Consider the following 16,751-nt stretch of genomic DNA (forward strand, 5'->3'; position numbering starts at 1 on the left):
ACCGCTTAAGTATTACCTTGTTATTAACAAGATAATACTTAAGCGGTTGAGCAAGCAATGAAATTCAAAAGTCCTTTACGAAAAAACATAAAACCTGATACCCATAAAAATAGAGAGCAACTATGCCAATGAGTGAAGTCGGCGCGATAGAAAAACTTACCGCGCAACTTGATAGTAATAATTTAGTACAGTACCAACTGCCTTTAGCGAGTCTTAACAGAGATGGTACTAAGCAAAGTATTGAATTGAATCCTTTAATAGGTAAAAAAATAAGCTTACATTTTACTGGTGATATAGCTTGTAAGCACTGTGGCAAGCGCACTAAAAAGAGTTATTCTCAGGGGTATTGTTACCCATGTATGAGTAAACTTGCCCAATGTGACATGTGTATTATGAAGCCTGAAACTTGTCACTTTCATTTAGGTACTTGTCGTGAGCCTGAGTGGGGTGAAAAGAACTGTTTTGTCGACCATTATGTTTACTTGGCAAATAGTTCAGGCTTAAAAGTAGGTATAACCAGACACACTCAATTACCGACTCGCTGGATAGACCAAGGCGCTTGCCAGGCTTTACCTATTTTTAAAGTGAGCACGCGCTTACAGTCTGGCCTTGTCGAAACCGCATTGGCAGAGTTTATTAGCGATAAAACCAATTGGCGCGCCATGTTAAAAGGTGAACCTGAGCCGATAGACCTAAAGGCTAAAGCAGAAGAGTTAATCCCCGAGATTAGTTTGCGCTTATCGCAACTTAGGCTTAAATTTGGTAGTGATGCGGTGCAAGAGTTGGATGCAAATGTACAAGATATTCATTTCCCTGTAAGTGAGTACTTAACAAAAATTAGTTCTTTTAATTTTGATAAAACACCGATAGTTTCCGGAGTATTATTGGGTATTAAAGGTCAGTATTTGATTTTTGATAAGGGTGTTATCAATATGAGAAAGTTCAGCTCATATCAAATAAGTATTGACTATTAGTTGTTTGAACTTGAGAATAACTGATTACACTTAGCTATAATTATCCTAAGAGCAAATAGCTAAGTTAAGTAACTTAAGATGTCGGAATTTAGACTGCAGTGTTTAAGGAAAAAGTATGACCGCAGATGATTATGTAGAGCAAGCTAGTGAAATTTTTGTTTTGTCTGATTCTTTTATTAGAATTAGAGAGTTAATTGATGATGAAGCATCAACCATAGATGATATTTCAGAAGTTATTCTGCTTGATCCTGCCCTTGCGGGTACAGTTCTAAAACTTGCGAATAGTCCGTTTTTTAATTATCCGGGTAAAATAGATACCATTTCTAAAGCTGTTTTGGTATTAGGTATTACTGAAGTTTATAACCTAGTTATTGCTTTTTTTACCACTGAAGCCTTTAAGAAAATTGATGCTAACCAAGATTACCTTGATGACTTTTGGATTAAGAGTATTGATTGTGCTTTGCTAATGAAGTTTTTAGGTACTAGCTTAGGGATTATTCATGCAGAACGCCTATTTATTTTAGGTTTACTGCATAATTTAGGTGAGTTACTTGTTCATCAAATTGCAGCCGATAAGCAGAGTGCTTGTGCAAGTCAGGATATCAATTTATTACCTTGGGTTAAACAATCTGAGGTGCTGGGCTTTACCTTTGGAGAATGCTCTGCCGGACTACTAAAAGAATGGCAATTACCTTATAGCATTTTTGCCCCCATTCGTGACCAAGATGTTGACGATTTAAGTCAATACAGTACCGAAACACAGCTGTTATATGTTGCCAAACGAGTGATGAGCAAAACCCAGGTCTTTAAAGGACAAAGTTTAGATTACAGTGATTTGTTAACCAAAGAGCAATTAGAGCTACTTTGTATTGATAAAGACATGTTAGAAAATGCCGTTAATTATTGTGATTTAGAGCGTTTTAGTTTATTAACAATATTAAACCCTGGCGCCTCTATGCTTTATTAAGCTAACTTTAAGTTAACTACGATTTATATAAAGCCCGATAAAGGTAAACTTATCGGGCTTTTTTGTGCAAGTAAGTAAGGCTAACCTTGCATGATGATACCGGGCTTAATTAGCGAGGGTTGTATCTTCCTTGACTCAAAATATTATTAGGGTCTAAGCTAGTTTTGAGTTGATTAACGGTTTGCCAAAAGTCACTGTCTTTATTGAGTAGCCATTGCTGCTGATCAACATTAAGCCTATAAGGAACAAAACCTTTTTTCAGCCCTTCTTCAACCAGCATTTTTAAACAGTTATGGGCATCATTAACCGCCTTGGGGTTGCTTAAATCAAAGACAATAGGGATGGTACTGTCAACGCAGTCGTGTTTTAAGTTGGTAAAAGTAATAAAAGGTTCAATATTAAATTTTGGACAAGTTTCTCTAATAAACTCGACAAACTCGCGCATTTTTTTTGCTTTCATGGTAATTAAAGGCGCATACCAAAGTAAACCACAACCGTCTTGACCAGGTGATAGCTTCTCCTTATCAAAGCCATCTGCGTCTTTATGCCGCCAATAAGCCAATTTCAAGGCAACTTTATTAGGCTTGCCTAGCATTATTTCTTTACCTTTATTAAATGAATCAAGCTGCTCAGCGACCTTAGTTAGCGTCGGTATTTTCTTGATTAACCAGGGGGGTAAAGTATCAATCACTTTATTTGCGAGGACAATGGTCGGACTATTTGAGTAGATACGCTTGCATGGTAGTTGCTTGAAAATGTTGTTTATTTCTTTTTTTACCGCATTAACGACTCGGGTAGTACCGTAAATACTGCCAACAATTGTCCAGCTAGGCGCTCTTAAATCGGTAGCTAGCTCATTAATATCTTTACTATGCATGACTTGGTGAGCATCGCTACCATTCGGATTCTTGGCAAACATTGATAATAAGCGACGTTGATCCATTAAGTTAATTGCCCCGACAATTCCTTCATAGCTTTGTAATACGTCCCTGATCAAAGGCACTGCTTTTTCAAGCAAGGCATCATCTTGCATTTGGATAAAAAAAGAAGTGAAATCAGGTTTTATTTTCGCTAAGCGAATGGTCATTTGACTGACAATACCAAGGTTTGACTGAGTAAAAAGCCCTTCTAGATAAGGACCAAGTCCCCACTTAAAGGTTTTATCAACTAACTTGTCCTCACTGGCATCTAGTTCGTTAACCGCAGACTGATAAGGTCTGCCATTAGCCCAATATCCTTGAATACTGGTAACGGCACTAAAATGGTCGGTATAAGGCGTTATACCGTAGCCACGCTCTAACGCATTGGCTAGTATGGAACAACTCGGGCCAGCGCCCGTGACGGGCACCATATAATCATGATTATGCTGATGTAAAAAGTCACTTAATTGTTGCTGGGTGACTCCTGGCTCTAGGGTAACTAGACCTAACTCGCTATCAAAGTGAGTTATGTTTGTTAAGCGGCCTAAATCTAAAAGAATAATATTATTACTTAGGCCCGTTGGTTGACTAGTGCCATAGCCCCAATTGTTGCCAGTACTGATTGGATATAAAGAAAAAGCGAGTTCTTCATTTTTGGCGCATTGGTTGGCTAAATCTAGTATTAGCTTAATCTCGCTAGCTTGGCTCAGTGTAATAACGCCCATTAGCTGTCTTTGTTTTTTATCAAAGAAAGCGAGTCCTTCTGTGCCCAGCATAAAAGGTGAAAGCTGCTGAGAGTCAAATGAAAAACTAGAATCGCTAGTCAGGACGTTTTCAATGAGGGAAGCAAGTTGTGGTGACATGAGAGGCACTTAGCGGTAAGCCGCTGTTAAGTTGTAGTAGTTTATATTTTGATTAAATTAAGCTTAGTTAAGTTAAGTTAAGTTAAGTCCATTTGTTTTAGTTGCAAGCAGATGTCTTTTTCAATAGTTTTATAAAGACTTTTAAAGCCGGGGGAAAGATCTTTCATAAATATTTCAGGGTTGATGTAATAGGGAGCGCGTAAACCATGGTAATCAACGGGAGGGCCAAGTTGTTGAAAGGTAATGCCAATAAATTTCATGCTTCGCGCGAGTCTCGGTTCCATCATTACATAGACATGGCGTATACCCGTGTTCATGCCCATGGTTGCTGCTGCCATATATAAACCTATAGCAATAAAAGGGAAGCAACGTAATTCTGTTTCCGAATAGCTAATCTCACTAATAACCCCTGTACCTGAGCCCTTATAGTGATCGGCTTTACGACGGCGAAAATCAGATTTTACCGCTAGTCGTGATATTTCCGCTATTTCAGCACGGTTAAAGCGTTTAGGGCTAAGCTCTTCGTTGGTTATTGAGTCCATACAATATTTTTCTATGGGCAGCAATTCATCAGGGCCTTTTGAGGTAACTAAACGCACACAGCTGGTGAATGTTTCTGTAGGTTTATGCTTAATTAACGAAAAAAGAGATTGAGAGTCAAATTCATCTGTTTCTTGGCCATTTTCTCTAATATCTTCAAAAGCGAGCTCTTCGCAGTAAACATTATGACGAATTTTAAAGGCTTCTTCTCTTAACTCTTGGTTTAAGGCAACATGAGGTTGCAAAAATTCAGTGAAATGATCTGAAATACTATGCGCTTCTCTACTTGCCTTCGCAGAGACAATTTTTTTAGTGATTACACCAATAATAGGTGTGTTCAACAATCGTTTATTCCAGTTCATTATTATTCCATGATGAAATTGAAAATAACTAGGTTAATACGAGTATAGTCGTTAACCTAGTTTAGCTATCATTAATGTCAAATTATGGTTTAAAGTAATATTTCACTTAATTGGGGCTGACTTAAAAAGTCCTTAGGGCTTGCTGAAGCACCATATGCACCCGATTGAAAGACTACAACATAATCGCCAAGAATGGCTTTAGGTAATATGATTTTGTCGGCTAAAATATCAAGCGGCGTGCATAATGGCCCGACAATGTTAACCTGCTCTAGCTCATTGCCATTGAGTTTGTTGCCAATGGCCAGCGGATAGTTCTTGCGGATAACTTGGCCAAAATTACCTGAATTAGCCAAGTGATGATGCAAACCGCCATCACACACTAAATATTTTGTGCCACGAGAGACCTTAATATCAACAATTTTACATACATAGATACCCGCTTCTGCCACCAAATAACGACCTAATTCTAAGATAAGTTCTACGCCTTCAACTAAGGTTTTATATTGCTTTATAAGAGCGGTTAAGTTCTCAGTAATTAGGGTAACGGCTAATGGTTGCTCGTTAGCAAAGTAGGGCACGCCAAAACCGCCACCAATATTAAGGTAAGCTATTTTTGTTTTAGCTAACTTATTTGCTAATTCGACTAATTGTTGTGCTAAAGCAAATGTTTGTTGTTGGGCTGAGATGATTGCATCGGCATTGAGGTTTTGTGAGCCAGCAAAAATATGAAAACCGCGTAAGTTTACTTGTGCTAGAGGCAGGTCTTTTAGCACCTGAGGAACTTTCTCTTCATCAATACCAAAAGGTTTAGCGCCACCTGACATCTTCATACCTGAGGATTTAAGCTCGAATTGAGGATTAACTCTAATGGCAATATTTGCTTTTAGCTTTAAATGTTTGGCAGCCAGTTCAATCTTAGCTATTTCACCCTCTGACTCAACATGCAGCGTTACTCCGGCAATTATGGCGGCCTCAATATCCTCGACAGTTTTCCCCGGGCCAGCGAAACTAATTTTACTTACCGGCATTCCCGTTTGAATTGCCAAGAGCATTTCTTTTTTTGAGGCAACATCAAAGCCTGACACTTGTCCAGCCATCAATTGCACCAAACTAGGGTAAGGGTTGGCTTTTATGGCGTAATGTAGCGAAACCTCTTTCGGTAAAATTTTGGTTAATTGACTGACTCTATTGATAATGAGCTGTCGGTCATAAGCATAAAAAGGTGTCTTTGATACCAGTTTTTCTATTTGATTTAACGATAACTTACCAACAGAAAGTTCGCTACTTGTCGGTAGAAAGTCCTTGAGTGATGTTGTTAAGTTGGTCTGTGATTGCTTCATGTTGCTACCAGTTATTATCAATTAAGTGAGTATGCTTGTTTGTTATAATTCTTCTGCAATAGCTTGGTATCTACTTTACCATTGGCATTACGCGGTAATTCCGGTAAAAATATTACCTCTTTTGGTATCATATAGTTAGGTAAGTTAAGTTGGCAATGCCTGATGATACTTTTTTGGGTTTGGGTTTGGGTTTGGGTTTGGGTTTGGACTTCTTCTTTGTTGTCGCTAGAGCAGACAACAAGTGCGATTATAGCTTGGCCTAATTCAATTGAGGGGCTAGGGATTATCGCCGCTTCATCTACCTGGGGTAGTTGTAACAATACCGACTCTATTTCTGTTGGACTGACCCGATAACCAGACGTTTTAATCATGGCGTCCTTTCTTGAAATAAAATAGAGGAACCCGTCGGCATCACGTTTAACATAGTCACCAGAGAATACCGCTAGTGGTGTGCCTTGAGCATTGATTGCTTGTTTAGGTGTTGTTTTAAAGCGATCGGCAGTAGCTGCTGCATTTTGCCAGTAACCTAAGGTTACCAATGGGCCAACATGAACTAATTCGCCTACTTCATCGCTATCGCAGGTACTACCATCTTCTCGTAAAACTAAAATTTCCGCATAAGGAATGGCTTTGCCCATTGAGTTGGGTCTGTTGTCTATTTCCTGTGGTGATAAAAAACTAGAGCGGAAAGCTTCAGTTAAACCATACATAAGATAGGGCTTAGCTTGGGGCATGTTTTTTCGTAATGCGGCTAAAGTTGGCAAAGGGAGTACGCCGCCAGAGTTGGTAAAATAACGCATTGATTGTGCCGTGCCTTTTGGCCATGTTGCTTTACTAAGCTGCAGCCAAAGTGGCGGCACCGCGGCTAAGCCAGTAATTTCATATTTGGCAATGACTTTTATTACATCGGTTGCCATTAAGTAATCGAGTAATATGCATTTTGCCCCTACGAGGAAGCAACTGGTTAATTGATTTAGGCCATAATCAAAACTTAAGGGTAATACCGAGAGAATGTTGTCGTGAGCGCTCTGTTGTAAATACATACTCACTGATTTTGCCCCGAGAATAATATTTTCGTGGCTCAGCATAATACCTTTTGGCTGTCCGGTACTGCCAGAGGTGTATAAAATGGCGGCTAGATCATTAGGGTCAATAGAATTTTTCAGGTCTTTGCTGACTTGTTGACCTTGGTTTATAAAGCTTTGCCAACTAGTAATAGTTAATTGTTCACTAAAAGCCTGTTGCGCTAATGCTTGTTCATCGGCATCAATGACTATGATGGTTACTAAAGAGCTAAATCTTTCCAGTAATGGTGCTAATGCCTTTAGTCGGGAATTATTGGTAATGAGCAGTTTTATTTGACAATCATTGGCAATATAGTGAACTTGTTTGGCTTTTAATACTGGGTTAATAGGGACGAAAACAGCACCGAGTAAAGAGCAAGCAAACATGCTTTGTACATTTTCTTGATTCTTGGCTAAATAAACACCTACTCGATCGCCTTGGCTAATAGCGAGTGATAAATAACCTTGTGCTACCTTATTCACTTCTTTTTCAAGTTGAGCATAGCTAAGCTGGTTAGCTTTTATTTGCAGCGCGATTGAATTGGGAGAGCGCTGTGCACTATGGCTAATTAGCTCATGAACAAAGGTGGTCATTTATCTTCCTGAAAATTGACTAACTAAGCTGAGCTCAGGTTAGTTATATAAGTATATTTATCAAGGCTATTATGACGGTGAAAGCATCATCTAGGCAAGTGCTGTTAAATGAATGCTTATAATTTAATGAGCTATCTCATGAGTTACCATATTCACTTTTAGCGGAATAACTTCCATTGCTGTTTGAAAGCCTATTTTATAGAGCTGATGTTTTTGCTCTGTCGTCATTTTAAAGTCAACTGCGGAATACTCACCTATATTAATCACTATGGTGTTATGCCAAAAATTCTCGTTAATATATTCACGGGAAATAGTGGTCATAAAAGTACGAATAAGTAAGGTGACATAGTTAAATATAGGAAATAAGCCATTAACATCGAGTTGATCATATTCATGCTCACCGCGTAAACGAAAACATAGCACTGGTGTACCTTTATGATCCCAATCTCGATGTAAGGCATCTTCAGATAAAATACTACCATCAACCATAATTCGCTTGCCAAAGGGCTTAAAGCTAAAGACTAGTGGGATAGACATGGAAAAACGTACTGCTTGTGACACCTTCATATCAGGGGTTAATTCAGCATCAAAAATAACGGGTTTACCGTTAGTGACATCGGTAGCAACTATATGAAGGTTCTTTTCTAATTGAGAGAACGTTTTTCCCTGTAAATGATTGTCTACCCAACGCTCAAAAGCATCGCCTGAGCATAACCCTCCGTGACGAATAAGCTTAAGTAATGAGAAACCACGAAAATCATTGTAGTTAGTTTTCAAAGCAATGGTTTTAATCTCATTTAATGTTAAACCAGCGGCATAAAAACTGGCAATAATGCTACCGCCAGATACGCCAACTAAATCTTCAAAGTTGATATCAAGTAACTCTAGTGCTTTTAACACACCTAAATGAGCCGGTAGACGAGTACCGCCACCAGCAAATATAGGTACAATAGTATTATTCATTTAACCCCCTTATAACAAAGGATAGCTCGGCTAATTACATTTTTAACTGCAGACTTCAGCCTTAATTATGAACAAAGTTAGCGATTTTGCGAAAATTATTGTCTAGCAAGTATAAGGTAAAGTATTTTATATCAGCGAGGCTTTAGGGTAGACTTTGTTTTGTTCACCATTATCGCATCAATTATTTAGGGAAAATTATGAGACGATACCTACAGATTATTAGTTTTTTTGTTTTTTTTGTTATGCCATACGCTCATGCAGACTTTGTTGAAGTCGTTGCAAAAATTAAACCATCAGTTGTTGGTATTGGCGTGCATACTCCGACTAGTCGCCCGCAAAACATCTTAAGGGGCACCGGCTTTGTCATTGGTGATGGCCGTTACATAGTTACCAATGACCATGTACTACCGACCTTATTAAATGAAAGCCTATTACAAAAAATGGCAGTTTTTATTGGCACAGGTAAAAATGCCAAAGTCAGAGAAGCTGAAATCGTGGCGACTTCCAGTTTATATGATTTAGCTATTTTAAAAATATCGGGACCTGCCTTACCGGCAATGAAACTAGCTAGTGGTGAATTTATCCCAGACGGTAGTTTTATTGCTTTTACCGGATTCCCTATTGGCGGCGTGTTAGGTTTATACCCAGTTACTCACCGAGGTATCATCGCCAGCATTACACCAACCGTTGTCCCGGCAGTATCTGCGGAGCAAATCAATTTAAAAATGCTTAAAAGAATGCGCAACCCCTACTTAGTTTATCAACTTGATGCCACTGCCTACCCGGGGAATAGTGGTAGCGCTATGTATGATATGAAAACTGGCGAGGTTGTTGGCATAATCAATAAAGTGTTTGTTCAGTCGACAAAAGAAGCGGTTATTAGTAATCCCAGCGGTATCACTTACGCAATTCCAGTAAAGTATTTACAGCAAGTGCTTAGAGAGCATGATATTTCAATATAGCAAACCTTTCCATAGGCTCTACTCGCTAACCGCTGTAACTATACTCGCACTTGAGTTTGGATATAAATGGGATAGCGGCACTAACTCTATCCCATGTAAGGCTAATGTTGGGATCAACTTATTCAATGCTGCCATTGTTTCAGGGTGCGGATGAGCAATAGCAATTGCAGTTTGATGTTTTTGGGCAATCGCTATTAGTTGTTTAAATTGTTGACTAATATATTCATCAGTTAATTCATTATCTAAAAAAACGTGTCTTGATTTTACTGGCACGCCATAGTCTAGCGCCGCTTGTTTCGCCTTTGAATGTGGGCTGGTTTTACTGTCTAAAAAGAGTAACTCATGTTGTTTTAAAAAGTCCATGGTCCAAGCCATAGGTTGATAAAGTTGCGTGAGGTAGCTGCCCATATGATTATTAATACCAATTGCAAACGGGATTTCAGCAAAGGATTTGGTTAAACTTTTTTTAAAGGCATCTTCATCCATAGCACTAGTTAACGCCCCAGGACCTAATTTCTCTCTATTCTTAGACTCCATTGGAATATGAATTAGCACATCGTGGTTGTCGTTATTGGCCAGTATGGCAAGTTTTTTTCCGTAGGTGGTATGCGGCAAAAAGGCATAAGTAATATCACCCGGTAAGGTTAAGGCGTGTTTATCTGTGTATCTATAACCCATATCATCGATAATAATAGCAACTTGATTAGTTTCAGCGTGACTTTGATAACTTATCAGCGAAAAAAGTACTAGGGAAAGCGTAGATTTAAAAGGCATATTTTTTAAAAGAGTAATTAGCACAGGATAATGGGATTCTTATAATTATTATATTTAATAAAAGCCTAGCAGTAATTTAGCTAAAAAAAATAGCTTTTAACTCAATTACCTGAATAAATAAATGCTGACGCCTTATTTACACCATAGCTTTGGATTAAGGGCTTTGCCTCGGTGACGAATTTCAAAATAAAGCCCTGATTGTTCTTGGCCGCCACTTTGGCCGACTAAAGCGATAGGCTCACCAGTCTCGACACGATCGCCAACGGATTTGAGTAAGGTTTGATTGTGCGCGTAAAGGCTCATATAGCCATTGCCGTGGTCAATAACGGTTAATAAACCATAACCTTTCAGCCAGTCAGAAAATAACACGGTACCATTATGAATAGTTTGTACTTGGCGACTAATTGGCGCAGTAATTAATACCCCTTTCCACTTTAAGTAACCTTGTTTTCGAGTGCCAAAGCGGTGCAACATGCGTCCCTTAACAGGCCAAGATAACTTTCGTTTTAACTTGCTTAAGCCGGTTAAATCTATTTCTGCTTGAATAATTGCGGCTAGCTTATTTAATGCTTGGTTTAAGTTATCTTCTTCGGCTTTAAGTTTATTTAATTGCTGTTGGCTGGAAAGTAATTTTCGGCTTAGCTTAGATAAGGTTTTACTTCGCTGAGTTTTACTGGACCGTAATTGGGTATCTTGCTGTAATTGCTCTATTTTTAGCTGTTGTAGATACTCAACTTGCTCTTGATGTTCTGTGCTTACTTGCAGTAATTGCGCTATGGTCACTTGAAATTGATCTATCTCTTTTGTTCTTGCCTGATTTAAATATTGATAGTAACTGATGGTACGCTGAATTTTCTCACTTTGATCTTGGTTAAGCAGTAATTTCAAATAATCGTGCTGGCCTGTGGTATATGCAGCTCTAAGTTGCTGAGCTAATAAACGCTCTTGTTGTTGTTTTGCTAAGGTTAATTGCTTTTTTTCTTTGGCTAGCGTGGTTATTTTTACTTGGGTGTTACTGAGCTCAACCTCAATTTTATTGATTGCTTTAGCGACTTTAGCAATAGCAAGGTCATCGGTTTTTAGTTGTTGCTCTAGATTGCTGCGTTGTTTATTGGTATCAAAAATATTGGATTCTTGCTTAGCAATGGCTTGTTGAACATCACTGAGTTTGGCACGGTTTTGTGTTTGTGTTGTTTTATTACGATTACTTTGTTCAGCTTGCGCGGGAAAAGCACACAGTAAACTTAGTATTAATAAGCTTACGGCGGCAAGCGGCGATAGGTGTTTATTTGATAAATAAGTGTGGATAAACAATCTCGTAATCGAAAGTGACAATAAATCAACAGCCAATATATCACTTAAACCCATGTTATCTCAAGGTGAAGATTTTTATCGAGACCTCATGGGTATGGACTATAGATTTACTATCACTTCGTAAGTGGCATTAAGATTGAACCGGTCATTTCTTCTGGTTGTTCCATGCCCATTAGGTGCAATATACTGGGTGAGATATCACTTAACGTGCCAGATGTTGCTGGGGTAGCCTGACGACCAACATAAATTAGCGGTACAGGTTCACAAGTATGGGCTGTATGCGCTTGACCTGAAATAGGATCTTCCATCTGCTCGGCATTACCGTGATCGGCAGTAATCAAGCATTCACCGCCATTTTTTTGTAAAGCAGTAACTACTCGACCAACACAAGAGTCTACAGCTTCACAGGCTTTCACTGCAGCATCAAAGTTACCCGTATGGCCAACCATGTCGCCATTTGGATAGTTACAAACGATAAAGTCGTATTTACCACTGTCAATTGCACCAACGAGTTTATCGGTAAGTAGGGTAGAGTTCATTTCAGGCTGTAAATCGTAGGTTGCCACATCGGGTGATGGCACTAAGATTCGTTCTTCGCCAGTAAAAGTATCTTCTTTACCGCCACTAAAGAAAAAAGTGACATGGGCATATTTCTCTGTTTCAGAAATGCGTAATTGAGTTTTATTATGTTTAGCTAACCATTCACCCATAACATTATTGAGTGTCGCTGGCGCAAAGGCCGAAGGTGCATCAATACTAGCAGCATACTGGGTCAGCATAACAAAGTCGCCGATAGCAGGAATGCTTTTGCGGGCAAAGCCGTCAAAGTTTTCTTCAGTGAAGCAACGACTAAATTGACGTGCTCGGTCTGCTCTAAAGTTCATAAAAATTAACGCATCACCATCAGCTACCTTGATAGTTTCACCCGATGGCGTAGTTATTGCGCTGGCGCCGACAAACTCATCATTTTCATCACGTTCATAGGCCGCTGCAAGAGCATCTAAGGCACTAGTGTATTGATGTAACCCTGTACCACTAACCATCAAGTTATAAGCCGCTTCAACGCGTTCCCAGCGTTGATCTCTATCCATGGCATAGTAACGACCAATAACAGAAGCGATTTGTCCTTCACCTGTGTCAGCATCAGTAAATAGTTCGGAGAATTTTTGTTGGGCTTTTTCTAAAGAGGCTTGTGCACTTCGTGGCGGCGTATCGCGACCATCTAAAAATGCATGTAAATAAACTTTTTTAGCGCCACGCTGTTTGGCTAACTCCATCATGGCAAAGATATGTTCTTCATGGCTATGAACGCCGCCAGGAGAAAGTAACCCAAAAATATGCACTGCATTATTGCTAGCTGCAGCCTTATCGACCGCTTGGCACAAGGTTGGGTTCTGCTTAAACTCACCATCGCTGATTGCTTTAGTAATACGAGTAAAGTCTTGGTAAACCACACGGCCAGCACCTAAGTTTACATGACCTACTTCAGAGTTACCCATTTGCCCTTCGGGTAGGCCAACTGCCATGCCTGAAGTATCAATCAGCATATTAGGGTAATTGGCTTTTAAATCATCTAATACTGGTGTGTGCGCTCGATGAATCGCGTTTGAGCTAGTTTCTTCTCTGTATCCCCAACCATCTAGAATCATCAGTACCGTTGATTTCTTATTCGCCATTATTTTCCCCGTTATATTTAGTTTTTGTTTAGTCTTTTCCATGCTTTATGGGCAAGTATTGTACACCCTAGGATGGTGTTATTCACTAAGGATTTAACATTGAAATGTTCCATGTTGGCTTACTAAGTTGTAGCTCGCGGGATATGCTCGCAATTTTAAGTGGTTTGCGTATAATGTGCCGATTCGAAATTTGATAAAAATGGGCTTTATTTATGGAACAATTAATTACTTTTGCAGGCGAAAATGGCATGCTGAGCGCGGTTTGGGTTGCCTTAGTGGTAATGATTATCGTCACGACAATTAAAATGAAAATGTCACCGATTAAACAAATAAGCACACAAGATTTAACTTTTTTAATGAATAGAGAAGAAGGTATTGCGCTTGATATCCGTAAGGACAAAGAGTTTAAAGCCGGTCATATTCTTGAGGCTATCAGCTTACCTAGTGAAAAAATCAAAGAAAAAGGCCTGACTAGTCTTGAAAAATATAAAGACAAACCCATCATTGTAGTATGTGCTGCCGGCATGAGTGCAGTGCAAATAGCTAACGATTTATTTAAAGCTGGTTTCAGCCGTGTTAGTGTGCTTAAAGGTGGTATGAACAGTTGGACAGGTGCAGGTTTACCTGTAGCTAAGTAATTATATAGCTGGACCACAGAACTGATCCATGTCACTCATTTATGACAGAGAAATAAAAATGGTAAAAATTGATATATATACCAAAATGTACTGCCCTTATTGTACCCATGCTCTTGCCTTACTAAAAGGTAAGTCAGTTGAATACAATGAAATCAAGATCGATGGTGATATGACTAAACGTAGTACCATGATTGAACGCAGTAATGGTGGTTATACCGTTCCACAAATATTTATTAATGATGAACATGTCGGTGGTTGCGATCAGTTAGTGGCCTTAGAAATGAATAATCAGTTGGATGGACTGTTAGCCGTAAACTAATACTCAATTCCATTAAATTAAAAAATTATAACAATTATAAAATAGGAGCCTCTCATGGCTGAAGAAAATCAAGTAGCAAACAATGAAGCAGCAGCACAATCTCCAGAATTTGCCATTCAACGTATTTTTACTAAAGATGTTTCTTTTGAAACGCCAAATTCTCCGGCAATTTTTCAACTAGATTGGAAACCTGAAATCAAATTAGATCTTGATACTCGCTCCACTAAATTAGCTGATAATACTTATGAAGTTGTCTTATCGGTAACTGTTACGGCTACAGTAGAAGACAAAACTGCTTTCTTAGCTGAAGTACAACAAGCGGGTATCTTCACTATTGGTAACTTACCTGAAGCACAGTTAGCCCATACTATTGGTGCTTTTTGCCCAACAACATTATTCCCGTATGCTCGTGAGACAGTAGCAAGCCTAGTAAACCGTGGTTCATTCCCACAATTTAACTTAACACCCGTTAATTTTGAAGGTTTATATGCTTCTTATGTACAACAACGTGCCGCACAAGAAAACGTGCCGCAAAGTACTGAAACACACTAGTTATTAGCACTTCGTTGAAAATATCATTAGTTTATAAATTGGGTTGTATATGTCTTTAGCTGCAAAAATTACTGTGCTTGGTGCTGGGTCTTATGGCACAGCGCTAGCAATTTGTTTAGCCAGAAATGGTCATAAAACCTTGTTGTGGGGGCGTGATGCTAATCATGTCGCTACTATGGCACAAGATAGAGAAAATAATAAATATCTTGCCGACTGTCCTTTTCCTGAAGCATTAGTGTTAGAAGCTGATTTAAAAAAGGCAGTGCAAGCAAGTAATAATATTTTAGTTGTGGTGCCAAGCCATGCTTTTGCAGATATGCTTAAACAAATTAAACCAATGTTAACGGGCAATGAAAAAATTGCTTGGGCTACCAAAGGCTTGGATCCTGATACCGGTGATTTGTTGCAGAAAGTTGCCACTAAAATACTCGGTGACAATGTTTCTTTAGCGGTGTTATCAGGCCCTACCTTTGCAAAAGAAATGGCTTCAGGTTTTCCTACCGCTATTTCGTTATCTTCTGAGGATGATGATTTTGTTGCTGAGTTGTCAGACTTATTGCATTGTGAAAAACTATTTCGAGTTTATGCTAATAAAGATTTTATTGGTGTACAGCTCGGTGGTGCCGTTAAAAATGTTATCGCTATTGCGGCGGGTATAGCCGATGGTATTGGCTTTGGTGCTAATGCACGTACAGCCTTAATTACCCGTGGTTTAGCTGAAATGACCCGCTTAGGTTTAGCGTTAAATGCTGAGCCAGCAACCTTTATGGGCATGGCGGGTTTAGGTGATTTGGTACTTACCTGTACCGATAACCAATCTCGTAATCGTCGTTTTGGTTTAGCATTAGGTAAGGGCAGTGAAGTTGAGCAAGCGATTACTGATATCGGTCAAGTAGTTGAAGGCTATCGTAATACTAGAGAAGTTTATATGCTAGCCCAACGACATGGTGTGGAAATGCCAATTGTTGAGCAAGTTTATCAAGTACTTTACCGCGGAAAGGATGCCAAGTTAGCAGCTGCTGACTTACTTTCTCGTGATAAGAAATTTGAGTAATTCTTTCACTTTTTTATCAATAATGTGAATATTAAAAAGGGTAAATCGGTCAAAGACTGATTTACCCTTTTTTGTTGCTATCACTTATAGAAAACTGATTATACCAATTCCAATAAGTTTCTTCCCAATCAGCGAGAGTTAAAAGGCTTAGAGGCAAGGCATTGATTGTAGATAATGGTTATTCCCTTATCAAAATCAATAACGCAGCATGTAAGCCTTTTAAGCTCGCCCTTTGGGAGCTTTCCAGTGATTCGATAACTGCACAGAATTTCTTTCATATAGAGTGACTATATGCAAAAAAATTCTATTTATTCTCAAACCGCTGGCAAGCTCTGAGTGAGAACTAACTTAATGGACTTGGTATTATACCGCGTTAGGAAAACCTAGTTGACGCCAGGCATCATAAACAATTACGGCTGCTGCGTTTGATAAGTTCATGCTGCGGCTTTCTTTTAACATCGGAATTCTAATTTTATCTTCATCAGGGATTTGTACACGAACTTCTTCGGGTAATCCTGCCGTCTCTGAGCCAAACAATAAATAATCCCCGGTTTTAAAACTAACATCACCGTAAAAATTGTTGGTCTTAGTAGTTATGGCTAATATTCGTTTTGGCTGCTCTTTATCAATGAAGGCTTTGAAGTTTGCATGACGTTGTATCGCAGCAAATTCATGATAGTCTAATCCAGCACGACGTAATTTTTTATCATCTAAATCAAAACCTAATGGCTCAATTAAATGCAAACGAAAGCCTGAATTGGCGCATAAACGGATTATATTGCCAGTATTTGGCGGGATTTGCGGTTGAAAAAGTACAACATCTAGCATAACAATCATCATCTGATTAAATTTTTGTTATTATAACGATTAATGAC

16 protein-coding genes are annotated in these 16,751 nt (G+C 38.9%); 7 read left to right on the top strand and 9 right to left on the bottom strand.

Going from position 1 to position 16,751, the window contains the following annotated elements:
- The first annotated feature begins 122 nt into the window (after nucleotides 1-122).
- Both HRT55_RS06610 and HRT55_RS06615 read left to right on the top strand, forming a co-directional pair.
- Nucleotides 123-974 (top strand): DUF2797 domain-containing protein, encoded by an 852-nt coding sequence (locus tag HRT55_RS06610; RefSeq protein ID WP_291619821.1) that lies wholly within the window; start codon nucleotides 123-125, stop codon nucleotides 972-974.
- Between the two features lie 115 nt (nucleotides 975-1,089).
- A complete protein-coding gene (locus HRT55_RS06615; protein WP_291619823.1) occupies nucleotides 1,090-1,941 on the top strand; it encodes an HDOD domain-containing protein in 852 nt (283 codons plus the stop codon).
- A 109-nt stretch (nucleotides 1,942-2,050) separates the two neighbouring features.
- Here HRT55_RS06615 and HRT55_RS06620 read toward each other — a convergent pair whose 3' ends face one another.
- From HRT55_RS06620 to HRT55_RS06640, 5 genes are all read right to left on the bottom strand, one after another.
- Nucleotides 2,051-3,724 (bottom strand): FAD-binding protein, encoded by a 1,674-nt coding sequence (locus HRT55_RS06620; protein WP_291619825.1) that lies wholly within the window; start codon nucleotides 3,722-3,724, stop codon nucleotides 2,051-2,053.
- A 77-nt stretch (nucleotides 3,725-3,801) separates the two neighbouring features.
- Entirely contained in the window at nucleotides 3,802-4,626 is an 825-nt protein-coding gene (locus HRT55_RS06625) for a PEP-CTERM/exosortase system-associated acyltransferase (protein WP_291619827.1), read from the bottom strand.
- Nucleotides 4,627-4,715: 89 nt separating this feature from the next.
- Entirely contained in the window at nucleotides 4,716-5,966 is a 1,251-nt protein-coding gene (locus tag HRT55_RS06630; RefSeq protein WP_291619828.1) for a pyridoxal-dependent decarboxylase, exosortase A system-associated, read from the bottom strand.
- Between the two features lie 17 nt (nucleotides 5,967-5,983).
- Nucleotides 5,984-7,624, bottom strand: a complete 1,641-nt coding sequence (locus HRT55_RS06635; protein WP_291619830.1) for an acyl-CoA ligase (AMP-forming), exosortase A system-associated — start codon at nucleotides 7,622-7,624, stop codon at nucleotides 5,984-5,986.
- A 123-nt stretch (nucleotides 7,625-7,747) separates the two neighbouring features.
- On the bottom strand, nucleotides 7,748-8,587 hold the full coding sequence (locus HRT55_RS06640) for a patatin-like phospholipase family protein (RefSeq protein WP_291619832.1): 840 nt from the start codon (nucleotides 8,585-8,587) through the stop codon (nucleotides 7,748-7,750).
- 197 nt (nucleotides 8,588-8,784) lie between these two features.
- Between HRT55_RS06640 and HRT55_RS06645 the strand changes: the two genes are divergently transcribed.
- A complete protein-coding gene (locus HRT55_RS06645) occupies nucleotides 8,785-9,549 on the top strand; it encodes a serine protease (protein WP_291619834.1) in 765 nt (254 codons plus the stop codon).
- Between the two features lie 18 nt (nucleotides 9,550-9,567).
- On the opposite strand, the gene HRT55_RS06650 is transcribed toward HRT55_RS06645, so the two are convergent.
- From HRT55_RS06650 to gpmI, 3 genes are all read right to left on the bottom strand, one after another.
- Complete coding sequence (locus tag HRT55_RS06650) at nucleotides 9,568-10,347, bottom strand: divergent polysaccharide deacetylase family protein (RefSeq protein ID WP_291619836.1); 780 nt, start codon at nucleotides 10,345-10,347, stop codon at nucleotides 9,568-9,570.
- Between the two features lie 108 nt (nucleotides 10,348-10,455).
- Entirely contained in the window at nucleotides 10,456-11,691 is a 1,236-nt protein-coding gene (locus tag HRT55_RS06655) for a peptidoglycan DD-metalloendopeptidase family protein (RefSeq protein ID WP_291619838.1), read from the bottom strand.
- 59 nt (nucleotides 11,692-11,750) lie between these two features.
- Entirely contained in the window at nucleotides 11,751-13,316 is a 1,566-nt protein-coding gene (gpmI, locus tag HRT55_RS06660; RefSeq protein WP_291620442.1) for a 2,3-bisphosphoglycerate-independent phosphoglycerate mutase, read from the bottom strand.
- Nucleotides 13,317-13,525: 209 nt separating this feature from the next.
- Between gpmI and HRT55_RS06665 the strand changes: the two genes are divergently transcribed.
- Genes HRT55_RS06665 through gpsA form a run of 4 tightly spaced genes read left to right on the top strand, consistent with a single transcriptional unit; the run spans nucleotide 13,526 to nucleotide 15,876 of the window.
- On the top strand, nucleotides 13,526-13,951 hold the full coding sequence (locus tag HRT55_RS06665) for a rhodanese-like domain-containing protein (protein ID WP_291612734.1): 426 nt from the start codon (nucleotides 13,526-13,528) through the stop codon (nucleotides 13,949-13,951).
- A gap of 58 nt (nucleotides 13,952-14,009) precedes the next feature.
- Complete coding sequence (grxC, locus tag HRT55_RS06670) at nucleotides 14,010-14,270, top strand: glutaredoxin 3 (RefSeq protein ID WP_291620444.1); 261 nt, start codon at nucleotides 14,010-14,012, stop codon at nucleotides 14,268-14,270.
- A gap of 54 nt (nucleotides 14,271-14,324) precedes the next feature.
- Nucleotides 14,325-14,822, top strand: a complete 498-nt coding sequence (secB, locus tag HRT55_RS06675; RefSeq protein WP_291612733.1) for a protein-export chaperone SecB — start codon at nucleotides 14,325-14,327, stop codon at nucleotides 14,820-14,822.
- 49 nt (nucleotides 14,823-14,871) lie between these two features.
- A complete protein-coding gene (gene gpsA, locus HRT55_RS06680; RefSeq protein ID WP_291612731.1) occupies nucleotides 14,872-15,876 on the top strand; it encodes an NAD(P)H-dependent glycerol-3-phosphate dehydrogenase in 1,005 nt (334 codons plus the stop codon).
- A 363-nt stretch (nucleotides 15,877-16,239) separates the two neighbouring features.
- Here the strand turns inward: gpsA and trmL are convergent, their stop codons facing one another.
- Nucleotides 16,240-16,704, bottom strand: coding sequence for a tRNA (uridine(34)/cytosine(34)/5-carboxymethylaminomethyluridine(34)-2'-O)-methyltransferase TrmL (gene trmL / locus HRT55_RS06685; RefSeq protein WP_291620446.1), 465 nt, complete (start codon nucleotides 16,702-16,704; stop codon nucleotides 16,240-16,242).
- Nucleotides 16,705-16,751: the final 47 nt, after the last annotated feature.

The sequence above is a fragment of the Colwellia sp. genome (assembly GCF_013214175.1).
GTDB lineage: Bacteria > Pseudomonadota > Gammaproteobacteria > Enterobacterales > Alteromonadaceae > Colwellia.

Bases quoted from the DNA above. Each gene is read 5' to 3' on its own strand.
- HRT55_RS06610 (WP_291619821.1), top strand. From the start codon at position 123: ATGCCAATGAGTGAAGTCGGCGCGATAGAAAAACTTACCGCGCAACTT.
- HRT55_RS06620 (WP_291619825.1), bottom strand. From the start codon at position 3,724: ATGTCACCACAACTTGCTTCCCTCATTGAAAACGTCCTGACTAGCGAT.
- gpsA (WP_291612731.1), top strand. From the start codon at position 14,872: ATGTCTTTAGCTGCAAAAATTACTGTGCTTGGTGCTGGGTCTTATGGC.
- HRT55_RS06625 (WP_291619827.1), bottom strand. From the start codon at position 4,626: ATGAACTGGAATAAACGATTGTTGAACACACCTATTATTGGTGTAATC.
- HRT55_RS06630 (WP_291619828.1), bottom strand. From the start codon at position 5,966: ATGAAGCAATCACAGACCAACTTAACAACATCACTCAAGGACTTTCTA.
- trmL (WP_291620446.1), bottom strand. From the start codon at position 16,704: ATGCTAGATGTTGTACTTTTTCAACCGCAAATCCCGCCAAATACTGGC.
- HRT55_RS06665 (WP_291612734.1), top strand. From the start codon at position 13,526: ATGGAACAATTAATTACTTTTGCAGGCGAAAATGGCATGCTGAGCGCG.
- HRT55_RS06645 (WP_291619834.1), top strand. From the start codon at position 8,785: ATGAGACGATACCTACAGATTATTAGTTTTTTTGTTTTTTTTGTTATG.
- HRT55_RS06635 (WP_291619830.1), bottom strand. From the start codon at position 7,624: ATGACCACCTTTGTTCATGAGCTAATTAGCCATAGTGCACAGCGCTCT.
- HRT55_RS06655 (WP_291619838.1), bottom strand. From the start codon at position 11,691: ATGGGTTTAAGTGATATATTGGCTGTTGATTTATTGTCACTTTCGATT.
- HRT55_RS06615 (WP_291619823.1), top strand. From the start codon at position 1,090: ATGACCGCAGATGATTATGTAGAGCAAGCTAGTGAAATTTTTGTTTTG.
- HRT55_RS06640 (WP_291619832.1), bottom strand. From the start codon at position 8,587: ATGAATAATACTATTGTACCTATATTTGCTGGTGGCGGTACTCGTCTA.
- secB (WP_291612733.1), top strand. From the start codon at position 14,325: ATGGCTGAAGAAAATCAAGTAGCAAACAATGAAGCAGCAGCACAATCT.
- grxC (WP_291620444.1), top strand. From the start codon at position 14,010: ATGGTAAAAATTGATATATATACCAAAATGTACTGCCCTTATTGTACC.